This is a genomic window from Stenotrophomonas sp. EMP41, assembly GCF_047495535.1.
Lineage (GTDB): Bacteria > Pseudomonadota > Gammaproteobacteria > Xanthomonadales > Xanthomonadaceae > Stenotrophomonas > Stenotrophomonas sepilia.
The window spans coordinates 4,387,501-4,408,334 of record NZ_CP179923.1 but is presented as its reverse complement, the minus strand read 5'-3'; the positions used below and the strand labels follow the sequence as shown (position 1 = coordinate 4,408,334).

Below are 20,834 nucleotides of genomic sequence, written 5' to 3'. Positions count from 1 at the left end.
CGCAAACGCGGTCAGATAGGCACATCCACCCTGCCGTCGAGCCGCGCATGAGTGATTCGCTGAAGACCCTGCTGGTAATCGCGTTTCTGATCGTCATCGTCTGGAACCTGGGCGCCGGCCTGTACTACCTGCTGGTCGACCGCGGCCAGACCAAGCGCACGGTCAACGCACTGACACGTCGCATCGCGGTGTCGGTGGCGTTGATCGTACTGGTGATCGTGAGCATCTACATGGGCTGGATCAAGCCGCACGGCGTCGGCGGCTGAGGCCACCGACGCGTGCGTGGTCAAAGCACGTAGACGAACAGGAACAGCATCAGCCACACCACGTCGACGAAGTGCCAATACCACGCGGCCGCTTCGAAACCGAAATGGTTGTCGCGGGTGAAGTGTCCCTTGGCCGAACGCAGCCACATCACGATCAACATGATCGTGCCCAGCAGCACGTGCGCACCGTGGAAGCCGGTCAGCATGAAGAACGTCGAACCGTAGATGCCCGAGCCCAGCGTCAGGTTCAGCTCCTTGTAGGCGTGGATGTACTCTTCCGCCTGCAGGGTCAGGAAACCGAGGCCGAGCACCACGGTCAGGCCCAGCCAGATCAGCAGCTGGCGGCGGTTGCCGGCCTTCAGCGCGTGATGGGCGATGGTCAGGGTCACGCCGGAGGTGAGCAGGATCAGCGTGTTGATCAGCGGCAGGCCCCACGCCGGGATCGTCTGGAAGGCACCACCGATCGCCGCCGGGCCATTGGTCGGCCATCCGGCGGAGTAGCCCTGCCAGAGCAGCTCGTTGGTCATCACCCCGCGGCCTTCGCCGCTGAGCCACGACAGGCCCAGGTTGCGGGTGTAGAACAGCGCACCGAAGAACGCACCGAAGAACATCACCTCGGAGAAGATGAACCAGATCATCCCCATCCGGAACGAGCCATCGACCTGGTGGTTGTAGTTGCCGGCCTGCGATTCGCGCACCACGTCGCTGAACCACCAGAACAGGGTCAGCACCAGCATCGCGATGCCGATGTAGAACGTCCAGCGCCCCCAGCTGGCATCGTTGAGCCAGCTGGCCACGCCCACCATGGTCACCATCATCGCGATGGACCCCACGAACGGCCATTTGCTCTGGGCCGGGACGAAGTACACGTTGGCGTCGGTCGGTGTCTGGGCCATGTCGGTATCCGGGTCAGGGTGCGGCGTGCGCGCCGTCCGAGGTGGCGGCCGGGGGCAGCCGATCGGACAACGCGTCGTTGCGGTAGAAGGTGTAGGACAAGGTGATCGTCTTGATTTCCGGCGGCAGGTCCGGATCGACGATGAAGCGCACCGGCATGTCGCGCTTCTCGCCGGCCTGCAGCGTCTGCGCGGTGAAACAGAAGCACTCGGTCTTGCTGAAGAAGCCCGATGCGCGTGCCGGCGCCACCGAAGGCACCGCGCTGCCAACGACTGCCTGCTGGCTGTCGTTGCGGGCGAAGTACAGCGCCTCGTTGAGTTCGCCGGGCACCACATCCATGGTCAGCTGCTCGGGATGGAACGACCACGGCAGGCGCGAATTGACGCCGCCATCGAACTCCACCCGCACGGTACGCTTGCCAGCTGCAGCACCCGTACTGGCTTCACCACCCGGGCCGCGTTCCAGGCGCACGCCGAATACCTTTTCGCAGGCAATGCGGTACAGCGGCACCAGCGAGAAGGTCAGCAGGAACACCGCCACTGCCACGCCGATCAGGCGCGGCAGCCCGGCACTGGGTGACGGCGTGCTGGCCGGTGCCTCGCTCATCGGCCGATCACCCCGCTGAGGATGAAGCCGACGTAGACCAGCACCGCGATGGCGCCGACCCACATCGCCGTGCGCCTGGCGCGCTGGCGTTGCTGCTCGATGCTTCCGCCCTGGTAGAGCCGACCGCTGGTCGGCTGCTTCTCATCCACCGAGCATGGCTCGGCTCTACAGGTCTGCAGTGGGCTCTCGTTATGCATGCCCCACCTCAATGCGTGATGTCGTCATGCGCCAGATCCCCCGGACGGATGGTCGGCGGCGTGGTGAAGGTGTGCGCCGGTGCCGGCGATGGCAGCGTCCACTCCAGCCCGCGCGCGCCTTCCCAGCTTCGCGCTTCGGCCTTCTCGCCGTTGCGCAGCGACGACAGCAGGATCACGGCCATCATGAACGGCGTGACGAACATGCCGAACGCACCGATCGAGCTGATCAGGTTCCAGTCGGCGAACGCCACGCTGTAATCCGGAATGCGGCGCGGCATGCCGGCCAGGCCGAGGAAGTGCTGCGGGAAGAACAGCAGGTTGACGAACACGATCGACCACCAGAAGTGCACCTTGGCCCACTTCTCGCTGTACATGCGTCCGGTCCACTTCGGCCACCAGTAGTACACCGCCGCGATCAGCGCGAACACTGCGCCGGTCACCAGCACGTAGTGGAAATGCGCAACCACGAAGTAGGTGTCGTGGTACTGGAAGTCGGCCGCCACGATGGCCAGCATCAGGCCGGAGAAGCCACCGATGGTGAACAGGATGACGAAGGCCACCGACCACAGCATTGGCGCCTCGAACGTCAGCGAGCCCCGCCACATGGTGCTGACCCAGTTGAACACCTTCACCCCGGTCGGGATCGAGATCAGCATGGTGGCGAACATGAAGTAGATCTCGCCGCCCAGCGGCATGCCCACGGTGAACATGTGGTGGGCCCAGACGATGAACGACAGGAACGCGATCGCGGCGGTGGCGTACACCATCGCCTGGTAGCCGAACAGCGGCTTGCGGCTGAAGGTCGGGATGATCTCGCTGACCACGCCGAAGGCGGGCAGGATCATGATGTAGACCTCGGGATGGCCGAAGAACCAGAAGATGTGCTGGTACATCACCGGGTCACCGCCACCGGCGGCATTGAAGAAGCTGGTGCCGAAGAACTTGTCGGTCAGCAGCATGGTCACCGCACCGGCCAGCACCGGCATCACCGCGATCAGCAGGAAGGCGGTGATCAGCCAGGCCCAGCAGAAGATCGGCATCTTCAGCAGGTCGATGCCCGGCGCGCGCATGTTGAGCACGGTGGCGATGATGTTGATCGCACCCATGATCGAGCTGATACCGGCCACGTGGATGGCGAACACGCTGAAGGCCACGTTGTAGCCGCCCTGCAGCGACAGCGGCGGGTACAGCGTCCAGCCGCCGGCCGGTGCACCACCGGGCAGGAACAGCGTCAGCAGCAGCAGGCTGAAGGCCACCGGCAGCAGCCAGAACGACCAGTTGTTCATGCGCGGCAGCGCCATGTCCGGCGCGCCGATCTGCAGCGGGATCATCCAGTTGGCAAGGCCGACGAACGCCGGCATCACGCCACCGAAGATCATCACCAGCGCATGCACGGTCGTCATCTGGTTGAAGAACTCGGGCTTGACGAACTGCAGGCCCGGCTGCGCCAGCTCGGCGCGGATCACCACGCTCATCGCCGCGCCGATGATGAACATGATGAAGCTGAAACCTAGGTACAGCGTGCCGATGTCCTTGTGGTTGGTCGAGAAGAACCAACGCTCGAAGAAACTCTGGTGGTGATGGTGATCGTCGTGCCCAACTGCCGAGTGCGCCATTGCAAAACACCTCTCAGAATCGGTTGTCACCACGGCCGCGAGCGGCCGCGGGCTTTACATCACGCGCCGCTGGCCGCAACCGCAGGTGCGCTGCCGGCTTCGGCAGCAGCAGGTGCCGCCGGTGCTTCGCCCGCAGGCGCAGCCGGTTCTGCAGGTGCCGCAGGGGGGGCGGGCTCGGCCGGCGGTGCAGGCTTGCGCTGCGCCAGCCACTGCTTGAAGTCCTCCTTGGACACCGCCTCGACCACGATCGGCATGAAGCCGTGGTCCTTGCCGCACAGCTCGGCGCACTGGCCGCGATACACCCCGGGCTGCTCGATGCTGGTCCAGGCTTCATTGATGAAGCCGGGGATCGCGTCCTGCTTCCAGCCCAGCGCCGGCACCCACCAGGCGTGGATCACATCATCGGAAGTGATGACGAAGCGGACCTTGGTATCGACCGGCAACACCAGCCGGTTGTCGACGTCCAGCAGGTAATGCGGATGGCTTTCGCGGGTCGGCACGATGCCACTCTGCCGCACGCGGTCGGACTCGCGATCCAGGCGGCTGGTGAAGGTGACGTTCTCGCCGAGGTATTCGTACTTCCACATCCACTGGTAGCCGGTGACCTTGACCGTCATCTCGGCATCGCGGGTGTCGTACATCTTGATCAGGTTGGCCGTGGCCGGCCATGCCATCACGACCAGGATGATCACCGGGATCACCGTCCAGATGATCTCGGCCTTGGTGTTGTGGCTGAAGGTGGCGGCGACTGCGCCCTTGGATTTGCGGAACTTGAAGATGGCGTAGGCCATCGCCCCGAACACGATGACGCCGATCACCGTGCAGATGATCAACGACAGGTTGTTCGATTCCCAGGCCAGGCGCGAGGTCTGGGTCACCCCCTTGCCCATGTTCAGCTGCCACGGCTTGGGATCGGCCGCCTGGGCCCAGGCCGACGCCGGAATCAGTCCCCCGGTCGCCAGCATCGCGGCGACCGCGTTCACGCACTTCGTGCCCCACCTGCTGCTTTGCTTCATTGCCTAGACCCTTAGCGTCGTCGGTTGCCGCCATCGCTGGCGGCGAGCAAGCTTTCAAGTGTCTCTGCGAGCGTCTGGCGTTCGGCCGGCGCGAGGAAACTCCCCACCTCCACCTGCCGGCCGCTGGATGCCAGCCGGACCCTCTCATCGTCGGTGAGCAGGCGCACCCAGTGCGGGTGGGCCCGGAACACCGGCGATCCACCGGGTACGGGGATGACCTCCACGTACGCCGGCACTACCCGGATCTCCTCCTGCCGTTCACCGCTGCGCCACAAGGCACGCAGCGCCGCCGCCAGCACCAGGCTGTACAGCAGCGCGAACAGGGGGGCGAATGCATTGCCGGCCCACCACCCGAGGGCGGACACCAGCCACATCGCACCCGACAACACGGTGAACAACAGGACGAACTGCCGGGCATCGAGCGCCCGTGGGGGACGCAGCCGCAGCTGCGTACCTGACCCATCCGGAGCTGGAAGCACCTCGATCATGTCGCAACCGCGTTCCTGCCGCGGGAAACGTCTCGATGGTAGCCCCGCCCTCTCGCCGGTAGCAAGGGTGCATTCACACTTTTTCCGATGCTGCAATACAGCATGAGGTCGGCGGCGCGAATGACGAATTCAGCACAAATCTTGCCGGGTTTGCTGAACACGCCGAATCCACCACCGTTAGTAGCTATCAGCCCTTCATGAAGGTGTCCGCAGGGCACTTCCGAAGGCCGCAAAAATGATTAAAATCGCCAAGTTTTCCACTGGCCGGACCGGCATGAACGCACCTTCCTCCTCCCCTGCCGCCCACGACGCCCCGCGTCCGGGCGCGCTGCTGTCGCCGGAACTGCCGGCGCCCCCCAACCCGTTCCGCCAGGCCATCACCGATGCCTGGTTGAAGGACGAGGCCAGCCACGTGCGTGAGCTGCTGGCGCAGGCGCGCCTGCCCGCCGAGGAACAGGCCAGGGTGCAGGCGCTGGCCGCCGACCTGGTCGGCCGCGTGCGCGTGCGTGCCAAGGACCAGGGCGCGATCGAAGCCTTCATGCGCCAGTACGACCTGGGCAGCGAGGAAGGCGTGCTGCTGATGTGCGTGGCCGAAGCGCTGCTGCGCATTCCGGACCAGGACACTGCCGACAAGCTGATCCGCGACAAGCTGGCCGATGCCGACTGGGAAAAGCATCTGGGCGGCAGCGACTCGGTGCTGGTCAATGCCTCCACCTGGGGCCTGATGCTGACCGGCAAGCTGGTGCAGATGAACGACGCCACGCGCGCCGATGCGCCCAGCGCATTCAAGCGCCTGGTCGGCCGCGTCGGTGAGCCGGTGGTGCGCCTGGCCGTGCGCCAGGCGATGAAGATCATGGGCCACCAGTTCGTCATGGGCCGCACCATCAGCGAAGCGCTGTCGCGCTCGCACAAGGGCGACAACGCCAGCTACCGCTACTCGTTCGACATGCTCGGCGAAGGCGCGCTGACCATGAAGGATGCACTTCGCTACCTGGAAGACTACCGTCGTGCGATCCACGCCATCGGCGGTGATCACAAGGCCCGCGGCGGCCGCCCGGACGGCGACGTCAACAACGCGCCGGGCATCTCGATCAAGCTGTCGGCGCTGTACCCGCGCTACGAGCACGCCAAGCGCGAGCGCGTGCTGAAGGACCTGGTGCCGGGCGTGCTGGAACTGGCACAGCTGGCCAAGAGCTACGGCATCGGCTGCACCGTCGACGCCGAAGAGTCCGATCGCCTGGAACTGTCGCTGGACATCATCGAGCAGGTGTTCTCCGACGCCTCGCTGGCCGGCTGGGACGGCTTCGGCGTGGTCGTGCAGGCCTACCAGAAGCGCACGCCGTACACGATCGACCACCTGGCCGACATGGCGCGCCGCGCCGGTCGCCGCCTGCAGGTGCGCCTGGTCAAGGGCGCCTACTGGGATGCCGAGATCAAGCGCGCGCAGATCGAAGGCTATCCGGGCTACCCGGTGTTCACCCGCAAGCAGAACACCGACGTGTCCTACCTGGCCTGCGCCAAGCGGCTGTTCACCCATGCCGATGCGATCTACCCGATGTTCGCCACGCACAACGCGCACACCATCGCGGCGGTGCGCAGCATCGCCAACGGCGGCGTGTACGAGCACCAGAAGCTGCATGGCATGGGCGACGACCTGTATGCCGAAGTGGTGCCGGCCGACCGCCTGGGCCTGCCCTGCCGCGTGTACGCCCCGGTCGGTTCGCATGAAGACCTGCTGCCGTACCTGGTGCGCCGCCTGCTGGAGAACGGCGCCAACTCCAGCTTCGTCAACCGCATCACCGACGAGCGCGTGCCGATCGCCGACCTGATCCGCGATCCGGTCGAGATGGTCGCCTCGTTCGAATCGATTCCGCATCCCAAGATCCCGCTGCCGGTTGACCTGCTGCGCAGCCAGAACCACGACAGGAAGAACTCCATGGGCGCCAACCTCGCCAACGACAACGAACTGCGCGCCCTGGCCGAGCAGATCAACGCGGCCGTCAAGCCGTGGCAGGCCGCTCCGCTGGTACCGGGTGCGAACCCGGCCGGCGCCTCGCTGCCGGTGACCAACCCGGCCGACACCCGCGAAGTGGTCGGCCAGTGGCTGGCCGCCGATGCCGCCACCGTGCAGAAGGCGCTGGCGAATGCCGTAGCCGCGCAGCCGGCCTGGAACCGCACCCCGGCCGCCAGCCGCGCCGCCATCCTCGAACACGCCGCCGACCAGCTGGAAGCGCGCATGCCGGAGTTCATGGCGCTGTGCGTGAAGGAAGCCGGCAAGAGCCTGCCCGACAGCATCGCCGAAGTGCGCGAAGCCGTGGATTTCCTGCGCTACTACGCCAAGCAGGCGCGCGAACAGTTCAGCCACGCCGAGAAGCTGCCCAGCCCGACCGGTGAATCCAACGAGCTGCAGCTGCACGGCCGCGGCGTGTTCGTCTGCATCAGCCCGTGGAACTTCCCGCTGGCGATCTTCCTGGGCCAGGTCGCCGCCGCACTGGCCGCCGGCAACAGCGTCATCGCCAAGCCGGCCGAGCAGACCAACCTGATCGGCTACTACGCGGTGAAGCTGCTGCACGATGCCGGCGTGCCGGCCGAGGTGGTGCAGTTCCTGCCGGGCGACGGCGCCACCGTGGGTGCGGCGCTGACCGCCGACCCGCGCGTGGCCGGTGTGGCCTTCACCGGCTCCACCGAGACCGCCCGTGCGATCAACCGTGCGATGGCCGCGCGTGACGCCGCCATCGGCGTGCTGATCGCCGAGACCGGTGGCCAGAACGCCTTCATCGCCGACTCCTCGGCACTGCCGGAACAGCTGGTCAAGGACGCGATCGGTTCGGCCTTCACCTCCGCCGGCCAGCGTTGCTCGGCCGCGCGCGTGCTGTTCGTGCAGGACGACATCGCTGACAAGGTGATGACCATGCTGGCCGGCGCGATGAAGGAGCTGAAGGTCGGCAACCCGGGCCTGCTGTCCACCGACGTCGGCCCGGTGATCGATGCCGACGCGCTGAAGATCCTGCAGGACCACGCCGAACGCATGGACCGTGAAGCGCGCCTGATCGCCGCCGCCGAGCTGTCCGCCGAAACCGCCAACGGCACCTTCTTCGCACCGCGCGCGTATGAACTGAAGGACCTGGGCCAGCTGCAGAAGGAAGTCTTCGGTCCGGTCCTGCACGTGATCCGCTGGAAGGGCGACCAGCTCGACGCGGTGATCGACCAGATCAACGCTACCGGCTACGGCCTGACCCTGGGCGTGCATTCGCGCATCGACGAAACCGTTGACCGCATCAGCAACGGCGTCCACGTCGGCAACGTGTACGTCAACCGCAACCAGATCGGTGCAGTGGTCGGCGTGCAGCCGTTCGGCGGCCAGGGCCTGTCCGGCACCGGCCCGAAGGCCGGCGGCCCGCACTACCTGCTGCGCTTTGCCACCGAAAAGACGGTGACGGTGAACACCACCGCCGCCGGCGGCAACGCCTCGCTGCTGACCCTGGGCGACTGATCGCCTGCTTGATGCAGTAAACAAAAAACCCCGCGAACGCGGGGTTTTTTATGCGTTGCTTCCTGTAGCGCCGGGCCCATGCTCGGCTTTTCTGGTGCTTTACAGAGGCTGGGCCACACTGAACCGATTGTCCGCCCGCTTCGCCAGCTCGCCCTGCACGCGTGCGATGCGCGTCTCCAGATCGCCTTCCAGCAGCACGTGCTCGACACCCTCTGCCTGCAGCTGCTCCAGGTACCACGCATGCTGCCGCGCCCGGAAGGCTTCGCCCACGCGCGTGCCATCCTGGTCAAACGGAATATCCGGCGCGCACAGGAACAGCAGGTCGTAGCGTCGTCTTGCCGCTTGCCGCAGCGGCTGCGGCGCCGTGCCAAACATCCAGCCGCTGTAGCCCAGCGTCACCAGCGGCGTGGTATCGCAGAACAGCCAGCGATGCGCACGCCGCACAGCTTCGTCTTCGTGCTGTGGCTGTGTCATTGCGATGCGCAGCAGATCGCCCGGCGTCAGCTCTCCGCCTCGCTGCTCCCACAGCGTGCGGCCATACTCCGGCACCCAGACAGTCTGCAGACGCTCGGCCATCACCCGTGCCAGCGTGGTCTTGCCACTGGACTCGCCACCAATGAAGGCCACGCGCTGCACGTATCCGGCGTACACCTCCGGTGCGAGACCATGGCGGTGCGCGTGCGGATCGGCGCGCAGCTCGGTGCCGCACGCCTGCCCGGCGTCCAATGCGCGTTCGAGCCGCTCATGGCGTACCGGCGCACCGAAGTGCGTGGCCAGCGCCTGCGCGAAGCCGTCACCGTAGTCCTCGCCGGTGAATACCGCCTGCACCGCGCCACCGAACAGGTGCTGGCACAGCCAGGCGGTGAACATGCGCTGCACTTGCTCGCTGTCGCTGTCGTGCGGCAACGCGCGTGGCGGCACGCCATGTTCGGCACACAGGGCTGCCAGCCGCGCATCATCCAGCACCGCCACCGTTGCCCGGGGGAAGCGCGCACGCAACCAGCGTTCGCGGCGAGCAGCGCTGTAGCCGGCAAAGCCCGGCTGCGACCAGCCGATCACCAGCAGCTGCTGGCAGCGCGTGGCGGCGAAGTCGATCAGTCGTTCATGGCCGAGATGCATCGGGCAGAACTTGCCCACCACCAGGCCGCGTGCAACGCGCTCAGGCAGCGGCATTGGCCGCCCTGGCCTCGTCCCGCATCAGGTGCCGCCAATGGCGCAGTGCCACCAGCGCGTTGATCCAGAAGCCCACGTACAGGATCGAGGTCAGATGCAGGCCACGGCTGTAGTACAGCGGCACCGCCACGGTGTTCACCAGCAGCCACACCCACCACGATTCCAGCTTGCGCCGCATCATCAGGATCTGCGCGATCACACTCAACACCAGCACCGCCGAATCGATATACGGCGCATAGGCATTGGTCAGGCGGGTCAGCATCCAGCCGTAGCCGAACGTGGCCACCACCGCCAGCGGCGCCAGCCAGGCCCAGGCACGCGGTCGCAGGGAAGTGATCGGCAACGGCGCGCCATGGTCACCACGCAGCCACTGCCACCAGCCCAGCACGCTGATGGCGATGAAGAAGAACTGCAGCACCATGTCCGCATACAGATGCGATCGTTCGAACACGGCAGCAAACAAGGCACAGCCGACGATGCCCAGCCACCAGGTGTGCACGTTGTTGCGGCCGGCCAGCAGGATCGAGCCGGCGACGGCGATGTTGGCAGCCAGCTCCAGCTGGAAGTTCGGGTCGGACAGGTTCATCGCGCCATTGTCGCGTAGATCCGCGCCCTGCGTCGTCGGACCAGTAGATCCACGCCATGCGTGGATACCCTCCGCAAAAAGAAAGCCCCGCTTGCGCGGGGCTCCCCTCGTACTGCTTCAGGCAATCGCCCGGATCAGAACTTGTACTGCATCGACGCCGCCAGCACGTCGCCGCTGACCTTGTACTTGCCGGTCACGGTGTTGGCAGTGGCCGAGGTCGAGGTGATGTTCGGATCCTTGGTGAACAGGTGGGTGTAGCCCACGCTGTATTCCATCTTGTCCGAAGCGGCGTAGGTCAGGCCCAGCGACAGCCACTTGCGGGTGGTGTCCGGCACGCGCACGTCGCGGTGGGCGTCGGTGGTCGGGGTCTGGTCGTAGGCCAGGCCGCCACGCAGGGTCAGCTTGTCGTTCACGCGGAAATCGGTACCGATCGACGCGAAGGTGGTGTCGCGGTAGTGGAACGGCAGCACGCTGTCCGGCTGGTTGGAGTCATAGTCGACCGTGACCTGGTCGAACTTGCTCCACGCCGTGCGCGTGACCTCGGCCATGATCTGCCACTGGTCGTTCACGCGGTGGGTGAAGCCCACGGTGGCGCTGGCCGGCAGGGTGATGGTGGCGCGGCCGTTGCTGTCGATGAAGGTACCCGGGGCGGCAGTGGCCAGGAAGGCGGCCGCGTTCTGCGGGATGGTGAAGTCGGCCTTGCCGTCGGTGATCTTGTGCTCGACCTTCGAGCGGTAGCTGAAGGCGATGTTGGTGCCTTCCACCGGGGTGACCGTCATGCCCAGGGTGTAGCCGACCGACACTTCGTCGCCCTTGATGCGCAGGTAGCCATCGGCGGTGCCCGGCGAGAAGCCGAGCTGGGCGGCCTGGCGTGCAGCGGCCTGCGAGGCCGCCGCAGCCTGGGCTGCGGTGCCGCCGGCAGCCAGCACACGCGCCGCAGCGGTGCGCTGGGCCGTGGCGTTGATCGCGGTGCCGGTGTCGACAGCGCTGGTCAGGTCGACGTTCAGGCGCTCGGCGAACACCGACGCACCGAACGACAGGTACGGGTTGACGTCATAGGAGAACGCCACGCCCAGGTCGATGGCCTGCAGCTCGGTCTTGACGCCGTTGTAGCGGCCAACCCAGTCGCGGTCGTATTCGGTCTTGAAGCCGAACGGCACGGTCAGCGAAGCGCCGAAGTGCATGTTGTCGTTCTCGCCGAACGGCACGTGGAAGTACGCGGCCGGAACCGGGGCGATCATGCCGGCGTCGCCGCCGTTGCCACCGGAAATCGGCGCGCCGTTGCCGTACTGGCCCTGGCCGCGGAACTTGGCGCCGAAGCTGATGGCGCTGACGTCGCCCTGGACCAGGGTGCCGTCGAGCAGGCGCATGGAGGCCGGGTTGGTGGCGATGACCGAGGCGTCACCTTCGGTCGAGGTGGAGCCGGCGAACGCGCGGCCCAGGCCCTTGGCGCTGTTTTCCTTCAGCTGGAAGGCGGCAGCATTGGCATCGGCGGCGGCCAGCGCACCGGCAACGCCGACGGCCAGCAGGGTCAGTCGGGCAATGGTGGAAGCGGTTTGCATCGTAGTTCTCTCTCCGGTAAGCGGTGATGGTGCTCTGAGTGCGCCTGCGCCCGCCGGGTCCTGGGACCCATCGGAGCGCGCCGGATTCCCCTCCCGACATACGACGCCGTATGCGAGTATTACCCAGAGCTGTTAATGAAACAATAACAGCGCAGGCGGTTTTTTCGTCTCAAAAGCTGAACAGGACCGTCCCCACCGAAAGTGGCCGCACGCTAGGCTATTGGCATGTTCGTCTCGCTCCCGTCCCGCAAGAAGGCGGCCCTGCGCTGGGCCACGCCCGTGCTGTTTGCGGCACTATGGCTGGCGTTCCTGTGGTCGATCTCGCGCCCGGACGATGCCCGCGGCAGCCTCTGGCTGGACTGGGGCGCCCTGTCCACCGGCCTGACCCACCCGCTGGACTGGTGGGCGACGCTGCAGGACGGCAGCGTGCTGCGCCTGTTCACCGCGCTGTTCCTGCACGCCGACTGGTCACATCTGCTGGGCAACCTGGTGTTCCTGCTGATCTTCGGCCTGCCCGCCGAGCGGGTGCTGGGGCCGTGGCGCCTGCTGCTGCTGTTCCTCGTCGGCGGCGCAGTGTCGAACCTGGTGGCGATCTACACCATGGGCAGCCCGGACCAGATCATCATCGGCGCCAGCGGCGCAGTGTCGGCCCTGATCGGCGCCTATCTGGCCCTGTTCCCGGGCGCCCGGCTGGGCGTGGTGATCCCGCTCGGCCTGTTCCTGGAGTTCGTGCGCGCCCCGGCGTACCTGCTGATCGGCGTCTGGGCGGCGCTGCAGGTGGTGTTCGCCCACATCGGCCCAAGCTTCGGCATGGTGGCCTGGTGGGCGCACATCGGTGGCTTCGTGTTCGGCGTCGTGTACGGGGTCTACGTGCGTGCGGCCATCGCCCGCCGACTGCGCAAGCGCCACGGCTTCTGACCGCCCAGGTAGTGCCGGCCGCTGGCCGGCTCCACGCTCCCCCGCTCGTTCGTAGATCAGTCGAGCATGGCTCGACTCTACAGAATCAAGGCTTGGCCGGGGCCGGCGCGGGCTTTGCTTCCGGCTTTGCTTCCGGCTTAGGTTCGACCTTCGCTTCCGGCTTCGCCGCAGCGGCCTTCGCGGCCTTGGTGGCATCCGCCTTCTCGGCTTCGGCCTTCAGCCGTGCGGCCACCGAACCTGGGTTCTTCAGCTCGGCCAGCGCGTCGTTGATCGGGCCGTCGCCCGGCAGCACCGCACCGGCGTGGTAGCCCTCGGTGCCTTCGTCGTCGCCGCGCAGATGGCCTGGCAGGGTGGCTTCGCTGTAATCGCTCAGGCTGGCCGGCAGGGCATCCTCCGCCGACGTAGCGGCGGGCTTCAACTCAACATCCGGCACGATGCCGGTGGCCTGGATCGACTTGCCGCTGGGCGTGTAATAGCGCGCGGTGGTCAGCTTCACCGAATCACCGTTGTCCAGCGGCAGCACGGTCTGCACCGAGCCCTTGCCGAAGGTGCGGCTGCCCACCACGCGGGCGCGCTTGTTGTCGCGCAGCGCGCCGGCGAGTACTTCCGAGGCACTGGCCGAACCGGCATCGGCCAGCACAACCACCGGTGCGCCCTTCAGCAGGTCGCCTGGGGTCGCGTCGAACCGGGCATCGCTGATACTGATGCGGCCACGGGTGCTGACGATGTTGCCCTTGTCGAGCAGATCGTCGGCTACCTGCACGGCGGCCGTCAGCAGGCCACCCGGGTTGCTGCGCAGATCCAGCACCAGGCCCTTGAGCTGGCCACCGGACTGCTTCTGCAGCTGCTGCACGTGCTTCTGGAAGTCCGAGCCGGTATCGGCCTGGAAGGTGCTCAGGCGGATATAGCCATAGCCCGGCTCGAGCAGGCGGCTGCGCACGCTGGTCACGCGGATGGTCTGGCGGGTCAGGCTGACATCGAACGGCTTCGGCTTGCCGTCACGCACGATGGTCAGCACCACCTTGCTGCCGGCCGGGCCGCGCAGCGGTTCACTCGCATCGATCGCACTGATCGGCTTGCCGTCGATGGCGATGATCAAATCGCCGGCAAGGATGCCGGCCTTGGCTGCCGGCGTGTCGTCGATCGGCGCGATCACCTTCATGCTGGCGTTGTCCGGCTGCTGCTGCAGCTCCACGCCGATGCCCTCGTAGGCACCGTTGGCCTGCTCGTCGAAGGCCTGCGCATCTTCCTTGTTGAAGTAGGTGCTGTGCGGATCAAGGTCGAGCAGCAGGCCACGCACGGCCGACTGCATCAGCTTCTTGTCATCGACCGGGTCGACATAGGCGGCGCGCACCGCGTTGTACACGGCCACGAAACGGCGGATGTCCTCCAGCGGCACCTTCGAGGTCACCGCCTCCTCGCTGTTCGCTGCCTGCCCGCTGGTTTCCTGGCTCGGGGCGGGCGCGGTCTGCTGCGCCCAGGACAGCGCTGGCAACAGGGCCAGCAAGAGGGTGGCGGTACGGGCTGCGCGCATGGATCACTCCTGTCGACGGTGGCATGGTGCCCAAGGCACATGCACCGATTATGCGCGAAGCACAGCTAAATTCCCGTTGAATCCAGCCCGCATCCGGCGGGCCGGGATTCAGCGCCGCTGCAGCCAGCTGTCCGGATTGACCGGCTGCCCGCCACGGCGCAGCTCGAAGTACAGCGCGGTGACGCCCTGGCCGCCGGAATTGCCGACCTTGGCCACCGCATCGCCGCGGCTGACCCGCGCGCCAGCATCCTTCAGCAGGGTGTCGTTATGCGCGTAAAGGCTCATGTAGCCGTTGCCGTGGTCGACGATCAGGATCATGCCGTAGCCGGTCATCCAGTCGGAGAACACCACGGTGCCATCGGCCACGGCCGTGACCGTGCTGCCGGCCGGCGCGCCGATCAGCACACCGCTGCTGGTGCGCCCATCGGGCAGCTTGCCGCCATAGCGGGCCAGCAGGTTGCCGGACAACGGCCAGCCCAGGCCGCCGACCTTCGGCGCCGGTGCCGACGCCACCGCAGGTGGAACCTTGGTGGGCGGCGGTGGACGGCCCTGCGCGGCGGCCTGGCGTGCGGCGCGCTCGGCAGCGGCTTTCTCGGCGGCGGCCCGGCGTGCAGCGGCGCGCCGCTCGGCTTCGGCCCGCGCGGCAGCGGCACGCAGGTTGGCCAGCAGCGTTTCCAGTGCCTTGGCGTCCTGGCCCAGTGCCTGTTCCTTCTCGCGCTGGTCCTTGAAGCGCTCTTCCAGCGAGGCAACGGTCTTTGCGCGATCGCGGCGGTCCGCTTCCAGGGCGGCTGCCTGCTGTTTCTGGTCCTGCTGCGTCCCCTGCAGCTTCTGCTTGCGCTCGGCGATCTGCGCCTGCAGCGCTTCCAGTTCCTTCAGGTCGGCGGTCAGCGTGGTGATCCGCTGCGCACGCTCGCGCTGCAGGTAGCGATGGTAGGCCAGGGCGCGGTTGGCATCAGCCACCGTGTCCTGCGACAGCAGCAGCTTCAGCGGTGCGTGGTTGCCCAGCTGATACGCCGCGCGCAACAGCCCGGCCAGTTCGCGGTGCTGCTGGGCCAGGTTGCCCTGCAGCGTGCTGCGGCGCTGCTCGGCTTCGGCCAGGGCGCGGCCCTGCTCGCGCAGCGCGGCTTCCGTCTGCGCAAGGGCACGGCCGGTGCGGGCGACCTTCTCGTCGGCCTCGCGCAGCTGTTGCGATGCCTGCCCGCGCTGGCCCTCGATCTGCCGTCGCTCCTGCGCCACGCCCTTCAGTTCGGTACGCAGTTTCTGCAGCTTGCGCTCGGTCTCGCGGGTGGTCTGCGCACCGCTGGGCAGCGGCAGGGCCAGCGCCAACGCCAGCCCCAGCAGCAGGCAGCGACCGCCGCGGGCAGCAGCGATGTGATGTCGGCGTGATGGGAAGGCATTGTCGCGCAAGGGCTTTCCAGTGACTTCAGGCAGTTGCGAGGGCTACCGGGGAATGGTGACATCTCCGCACGCGGCCTGCCAGCCGCACATCCATCGAGGTCGCCATGAAAACTCGTTCCATTCCGCTGCTGTTGGGCGTACTGCTGGCCACCGGGCCGGTCTGTGCGCAGGAGAACATCAGCAAGGTCAACGGCAGCATCAGCGCCGAACCCGGTCAACGCTACGGCAAGCTGGACACCGTCAACGGCGGCATCCGCGTCGGCGAAGGCGTCGAGACCGGCAGCATCGACACCGTCAACGGCGGGGTGAAGGTCGCCGACCGCGCGCGCACCGGCAAGATCGAAACGGTCAACGGCGGTGTGCGCCTGGGTCGTGAAGTGATCGCCAGTGGCGGCGTCAGCACCGTCAACGGCAGCATCTTCACTGATCGCGGCAGCCAGATCGAAGGCGGCGTCGAGACCGTGAACGGCGGCATCGGCCTGGTCGAGAGCCGCGTCGGCAAGGACGTCGAGACCGTCAACGGTGACATCACCGTCGGCATCGGTTCGCAGGTCAACGGCGGTGTGCATGTGCGCAAGCCGAACTTCAGTGTCTCGCTGACCGCCAGCCGCAAGCCGCGCGTGATCATCGGCCCGAATGCGGTAGTCAACGGCCCCCTGCAGTTCGAACGCGAAGTGGTGCTGTACGTGCATCGCTCCGCGCGCATCGGCCCGGTGACCGGCGCCGAGCCAATCCCGTTCGACACCGAAACCGCCCCGGCGGACTGAACCCGCCGGACCTGCCGGTTCGGTGATACTCACTGTTACTGGTCGCGCATCAGGTGCGGCCGCCCTTTGTTCTCCAGGAATCGACGATGCCCCGCAAACTCCTCCTGTGCCTGGCCGCCGCGGCCGCGCTCAGTGCCTGCAAAGGCGAAAACACGCCCGCCGCCGCGCCGGCCACCGACACCGCTGCGGCGAAGCCGGCCACCCATTCGTTCTCCCCGGAGATCAATGCCGGCGACTTCGCCGAGATGGTCAAGACGCTGGCCTCGGATGAGTTCCAAGGCCGCGCTCCGGGCAGCAAGGGCGAAGAGCTGACGGTCAACTACATCCGCGACCAGATGCAGCGCATCGGCCTGCAGCCCGGCAACGGCGACAGCTGGTTCCAGGATGTGCCGATGACCGAGACCACGGCCGACGAATCGACCGTGCTGAAGATCACCCAGGGCGGCAAGACCACCGAGCTGAAGTTCGGCACCGACATGGTGGTGGGTACCCGCACCGGCCAGGCCGAGGTAAAGGTCGATGCCAGCGACCTGGTGTTCGTTGGCTATGGCGTCGACGCACCGGAACAGAAGTGGAACGACTACGCCGGCCAGGACTGGAAGGGCAAGACGGTCGTGATGTTCGTCAACGACCCGGGCTTCCACGTCGAGGACGAGAAGCTGTTCGACGGCAAGCGCATGACCTACTACGGCCGCTGGACCTACAAGTTCGAGGAAGCCGCCCGCAAGGGCGCCGCCGCCGCGCTGATCGTGCACGATACCGCCGGCGCCTCCTACGGCTGGGACGTGGTGAAGAATTCCTGGGCTGGCCCGCAGTACGACCTGCCGGCGAAGGACGATCCGGAAGCGCGTATCCCGGTGCAGGGCTGGCTGAGCGCCGACGCAGCCAAGGCACTGTTCGCCGGTGCCGGCCTGGATCTGGCGCAGGCCTACAAGGACGCCAGCAAGCGCGGTTTCAAGCCGGTGCCGCTGAAGGCCACCGCAGCGGTCGACCTGAAGAGCCAGATCGCCCAGAAGCAGTCGCGCAACGTGGTCGGCGTGCTGCCGGGCAGCAAGCGTGCCGACGAGGCCGTGCTGTACATGGCGCACTGGGACCACCTGGGCAAGCATGAGGGTGAAACCGGCGACAACATCTACAACGGCGCCGTCGACAACGCGACCGGCGTGGCCGGCATTCTCGAAGTGGCCGAAGCCATGGCCCACCAGGACCCGAAGCCGGAGCGTTCGGTGGTGTTCCTGGCCGTGACCCTGGAAGAATCCGGCCTGCTGGGTTCGAAGTACTACGTCGCCCATCCGACCTTCCCGCTGGACAAGATCGCCGGTGTGATCAACATCGATGCGATGTCGGTGGCCGGCCGTGCCAAGGACGTGACCGTCACCGGCTTCGGCAGCTCGGAGCTGGAGGACATCCTCAAGCCGTTGGCCGCCGCCCAGGACCGTACGCTGCACGGTGAGACAGCGGTGCAAAGCGGCTTCTACTTCCGCTCGGATCACTTCAACTTCGCCAAGGCCGGTGTGCCGGCCCTGTACGCCGATGGCGGCGAGGACCTGCGCGAGGGTGGCGTGGAGGCGGGCCGCAAGGCCGCAGCGGACTACGGCGCCAACCGCTACCATGGCCCGAAGGACGAGTTCGACGCGGCCACCTGGAAACTGGACGGCACCGTTGAAGACCTGCAGCTGATGTACGGCGTGGGCAGGGAATTGGCCGGTGGTGATCGTTGGCCGAACTGGTATGCAGGCAACCCGTTCAAGGCCGCCCGCGACGCGATGATGAAGGACAAGGCCCCGGCCAAGTAAAGTCGGGCCATGCCCGACTGAGCACTGTTGAGAGCAGAGCGGCGCCCCCACGGGGCGCCGCTTTTCTTTTGCGTACCGTCGGCGGCTCATCCACGGCTGGTGTGGATCTGCCGGTAGTGCCGGCCGCTGGCCGGCAATCGATTGGTAGCGGCCAACCTTTGTTGGCGCCATGCTTCCTCGCGGAGGGCATCCACGCATGGCGTGGATCAACCGGGCGATGTAACGCCATCGGGTTGCCGGCCAGCGGCCGGCACTACCTGTATTACTGCGCCCAAAGAAAAACCCCGCTGCGCGGGCAGCGGGGCTTTGGGTGTAAACCCTGGCGATGACCTACTCTCGCATGGCTTGAGCCACACTACCATCGGCGCAGCTGCGTTTCACTTCCGAGTTCGGGATGGGATCGGGTGGTTCCACAGCGCTAATTTCACCAGGGAGACGGTTGCAGCAGCGCTTGCAGCGCCAGCTTCGCGATCTTGCCCTTGGGCGGAAGATATCCAGAAAAGCAATGCCTTCACTTAATAAGGAAAACCCCGCTGCGCGAGCAGCGGGGTTTTGGGTATAAACCCTGGCGATGACCTACTCTCGCATGGCTTGAGCCACACTACCATCGGCGCAGCTGCGTTTCACTTCCGAGTTCGGGATGGGATCGGGTGGTTCCACAGCGCTAATTTCACCAGGGAGGCTTTTGGAGAGTCGCACTCGTCCCGGGGGACAAGGCGCCAGCCTCGCATAGTTCTTGTGACGTAGCGTGCACTTGGATGCTCTTACGACGCTGTCGTAAAGCCAAGGCAACTTGAGGTTATATGGTCAAGCCGCACGGATCATTAGTATCAGTTAGCTCAATACATTGCTGTACTTACACACCTGACCTATCAACCACGTAGTCTACATGGTTCCTTCAGGGGGCTTGTGCCCCGGGAGATCTCATCTTGAGGCGCGCTTCCCGCTTAGATGCTTTCAGCGGTTATCGCTTCCGAACATAGCTACCCGGCAATGCCACTGGCGTGACAACCGGAACACCAGAGGTTCGTCCACTCCGGTCCTCTCGTACTAGGAGCAGCCCCTCTCAAATCTCCAACGCCCATGGCAGATAGGGACCGAACTGTCTCACGACGTTCTGAACCCAGCTCGCGTACCACTTTAAATGGCGAACAGCCATACCCTTGGGACCGACTACAGCCCCAGGATGTGATGAGCCGACATCGAGGTGCCAAACACCGCCGTCGATATGAACTCTTGGGCGGTATCAGCCTGTTATCCCCGGAGTACCTTTTATCCGTTGAGCGATGGCCCTTCCATACAGAACCACCGGATCACTAAGTCCTAGTTTCCTACCTGCTTGATCCGTCGATCTTGCAGTCAAGCACGCTTATGCCTTTGCACACAGTGCGCGATGTCCGACCGCGCTGAGCGTACCTTCGAGCTCCTCCGTTACTCTTTAGGAGGAGACCGCCCCAGTCAAACTACCCACCATACACGGTCCCCGACCCAGATAATGGGCCCAGGTTAGAACGTCAAGCACGACAGGGTGGTATTTCAAGGATGGCTCCGCCACAGCTAGCGCCATGGTTTCATAGCCTCCCACCTATCCTACACAGACGAACTCAACGTTCAGTGTAAAGCTATAGTAAAGGTTCACGGGGTCTTTCCGTCTTGCCACGGGAACGCTGCATCTTCACAGCGATTTCAATTTCACTGAGTCTCGGGTGGAGACAGCGCCGCTGTCGTTACGCCATTCGTGCAGGTCGGAACTTACCCGACAAGGAATTTCGCTACCTTAGGACCGTTATAGTTACGGCCGCCGTTTACTGGGGCTTCGATCAAGAGCTTCGCCTTGCGGCTGACCCCATCAATTAACCTTCCAGCACCGGGCAGGCGTCACACCCTATACGTCCACTTTCGTGTTTGCAGAGTGCTGTGTTTTTGATAAACAGTCGCAGCGGCCTGGTTACTGCGACCCTCTTCAGCTATAGCTCGCATGAGCCACCAAAAAGGGTGCACCTTCTCCCGAAGTTACGGTGCCATGTTGCCTAGTTCCTTCACCCGAGTTCTCTCAAGCGCCTGAGAATTCTCATCCTACCCACCTGTGTCGGTTTACGGTACGGTCTGCGTAAGCTGAAGCTTAGGAGCTTTTCCTGGAAGCGTGGTATCAGTGACTTTGCCATAAAGGCTCGTCTCGGTGCTCGGTCTTAAAGGATCCCGGATTTGCCAAAGATCCAAACCTACCGCCTTTCCCCAGGACAACCAACGCCTGGTACACCTAACCTTCTCCGTCCCTCCATCGCACTTACGCGAGGTGCAGGAATATTAACCTGCTTCCCATCGACTACGACTTTCGTCCTCGCCTTAGGGGCCGACTCACCCTGCGCCGATTAACGTTGCGCAAGGAAACCTTGGGCTTTCGGCGTGCGGGTTTTTCACCCGCATTATCGTTACTCATGTCAGCATTCGCACTTCCGATACCTCCAGCAGACTTCTCAATCCACCTTCAACGGCTTACGGAACGCTCCTCTACCGCGCATAA

At 65.5% G+C, this 20,834-nt stretch carries 16 protein-coding genes and 3 rRNA genes (1 of these 19 running past the window's edge); 5 read left to right on the top strand and 14 right to left on the bottom strand.

What is annotated here, in order from left to right:
* Positions 1-47 precede the first annotated feature (47 nt).
* The gene (locus ACMGRF_RS20160) at positions 48-266 is read left to right on the top strand and encodes a twin transmembrane helix small protein (protein ID WP_049416782.1); all 219 of its coding nucleotides are present in this window, start codon (positions 48-50) and stop codon (positions 264-266) included.
* A gap of 20 nt (positions 267-286) precedes the next feature.
* On the opposite strand, the gene ACMGRF_RS20155 is transcribed toward ACMGRF_RS20160, so the two are convergent.
* From ACMGRF_RS20155 to ACMGRF_RS20130, 6 genes are read right to left on the bottom strand one after another with little or no spacing between them, the layout of a single operon-like run.
* Positions 287-1,162 carry a cytochrome c oxidase subunit 3 gene (locus ACMGRF_RS20155; RefSeq protein WP_005407793.1) on the bottom strand — a complete coding sequence of 292 codons (876 nt, stop codon included), beginning with the start codon at positions 1,160-1,162 and terminating at the stop codon, positions 287-289.
* Between the two features lie 13 nt (positions 1,163-1,175).
* On the bottom strand, positions 1,176-1,766 hold the full coding sequence (locus tag ACMGRF_RS20150) for a cytochrome c oxidase assembly protein (RefSeq protein ID WP_049416784.1): 591 nt from the start codon (positions 1,764-1,766) through the stop codon (positions 1,176-1,178).
* Entirely contained in the window at positions 1,763-1,963 is a 201-nt protein-coding gene (locus ACMGRF_RS20145) for a hypothetical protein (protein ID WP_312547130.1), read from the bottom strand. The genes ACMGRF_RS20150 and ACMGRF_RS20145 overlap by 4 nt, the downstream gene beginning before the upstream one ends.
* An 8-nt stretch (positions 1,964-1,971) precedes the next feature.
* Positions 1,972-3,579, bottom strand: coding sequence for a cytochrome c oxidase subunit I (gene ctaD / locus ACMGRF_RS20140; protein WP_049416790.1), 1,608 nt, complete (start codon positions 3,577-3,579; stop codon positions 1,972-1,974).
* Positions 3,580-3,638: 59 nt separating this feature from the next.
* The gene (gene coxB / locus ACMGRF_RS20135; RefSeq protein WP_049416792.1) at positions 3,639-4,595 is read right to left on the bottom strand and encodes a cytochrome c oxidase subunit II; all 957 of its coding nucleotides are present in this window, start codon (positions 4,593-4,595) and stop codon (positions 3,639-3,641) included.
* 11 nt (positions 4,596-4,606) lie between these two features.
* Complete coding sequence (locus tag ACMGRF_RS20130; RefSeq protein ID WP_021202927.1) at positions 4,607-5,083, bottom strand: DUF2244 domain-containing protein; 477 nt, start codon at positions 5,081-5,083, stop codon at positions 4,607-4,609.
* A 274-nt stretch (positions 5,084-5,357) separates the two neighbouring features.
* Between ACMGRF_RS20130 and putA the strand changes: the two genes are divergently transcribed.
* Entirely contained in the window at positions 5,358-8,576 is a 3,219-nt protein-coding gene (putA, locus tag ACMGRF_RS20125) for a bifunctional proline dehydrogenase/L-glutamate gamma-semialdehyde dehydrogenase PutA (RefSeq protein WP_049438839.1), read from the top strand.
* Positions 8,577-8,675: 99 nt separating this feature from the next.
* On the opposite strand, the gene ACMGRF_RS20120 is transcribed toward putA, so the two are convergent.
* From ACMGRF_RS20120 to ACMGRF_RS20110, 3 genes are all read right to left on the bottom strand, one after another.
* Positions 8,676-9,749, bottom strand: a complete 1,074-nt coding sequence (locus tag ACMGRF_RS20120; protein ID WP_049416797.1) for an AAA family ATPase — start codon at positions 9,747-9,749, stop codon at positions 8,676-8,678.
* Positions 9,736-10,335 carry a nicotinamide riboside transporter PnuC gene (gene pnuC, locus ACMGRF_RS20115; protein WP_049416799.1) on the bottom strand — a complete coding sequence of 200 codons (600 nt, stop codon included), beginning with the start codon at positions 10,333-10,335 and terminating at the stop codon, positions 9,736-9,738. Before pnuC ends, ACMGRF_RS20120 begins: the two co-directional genes overlap by 14 nt.
* Before the next feature lie 134 nt (positions 10,336-10,469).
* Positions 10,470-11,897: an outer membrane protein transport protein gene (locus tag ACMGRF_RS20110; protein ID WP_005414995.1), complete on the bottom strand. Its 1,428-nt coding sequence runs from the start codon at positions 11,895-11,897 to the stop codon at positions 10,470-10,472.
* 225 nt (positions 11,898-12,122) lie between these two features.
* Here ACMGRF_RS20110 and ACMGRF_RS20105 point away from each other — a divergent pair, with 225 nt between their 5' ends.
* Entirely contained in the window at positions 12,123-12,815 is a 693-nt protein-coding gene (locus ACMGRF_RS20105; RefSeq protein WP_019662230.1) for a rhomboid family intramembrane serine protease, read from the top strand.
* An 85-nt stretch (positions 12,816-12,900) separates the two neighbouring features.
* Here ACMGRF_RS20105 and ACMGRF_RS20100 read toward each other — a convergent pair whose 3' ends face one another.
* Together ACMGRF_RS20100 and ACMGRF_RS20095 are read right to left on the bottom strand one after the other, a co-directional pair.
* Positions 12,901-14,349, bottom strand: coding sequence for a S41 family peptidase (locus ACMGRF_RS20100; protein WP_164284394.1), 1,449 nt, complete (start codon positions 14,347-14,349; stop codon positions 12,901-12,903).
* A 108-nt stretch (positions 14,350-14,457) separates the two neighbouring features.
* Entirely contained in the window at positions 14,458-15,756 is a 1,299-nt protein-coding gene (locus ACMGRF_RS20095) for a murein hydrolase activator EnvC family protein (protein WP_033834985.1), read from the bottom strand.
* 95 nt (positions 15,757-15,851) lie between these two features.
* On the opposite strand from ACMGRF_RS20095, the gene ACMGRF_RS20090 reads away from it, so the two are divergent.
* Complete coding sequence (locus ACMGRF_RS20090) at positions 15,852-16,514, top strand: hypothetical protein (protein ID WP_049411766.1); 663 nt, start codon at positions 15,852-15,854, stop codon at positions 16,512-16,514.
* A gap of 86 nt (positions 16,515-16,600) precedes the next feature.
* On the top strand, positions 16,601-18,310 hold the full coding sequence (locus ACMGRF_RS20085; RefSeq protein ID WP_414485510.1) for a M28 family metallopeptidase: 1,710 nt from the start codon (positions 16,601-16,603) through the stop codon (positions 18,308-18,310).
* A 317-nt stretch (positions 18,311-18,627) separates the two neighbouring features.
* Here ACMGRF_RS20085 and rrf (ACMGRF_RS20080) read toward each other — a convergent pair.
* The 3 genes from rrf (ACMGRF_RS20080) to ACMGRF_RS20070 all read right to left on the bottom strand — a co-directional run.
* Positions 18,628-18,742 (bottom strand): 5S ribosomal RNA (gene rrf / locus ACMGRF_RS20080).
* 131 nt (positions 18,743-18,873) lie between these two features.
* Positions 18,874-18,988 (bottom strand): 5S ribosomal RNA (gene rrf, locus ACMGRF_RS20075).
* A gap of 125 nt (positions 18,989-19,113) precedes the next feature.
* Positions 19,114-20,834, bottom strand: a 23S ribosomal RNA gene (locus ACMGRF_RS20070) (it continues 1,159 nt past the right edge of the window).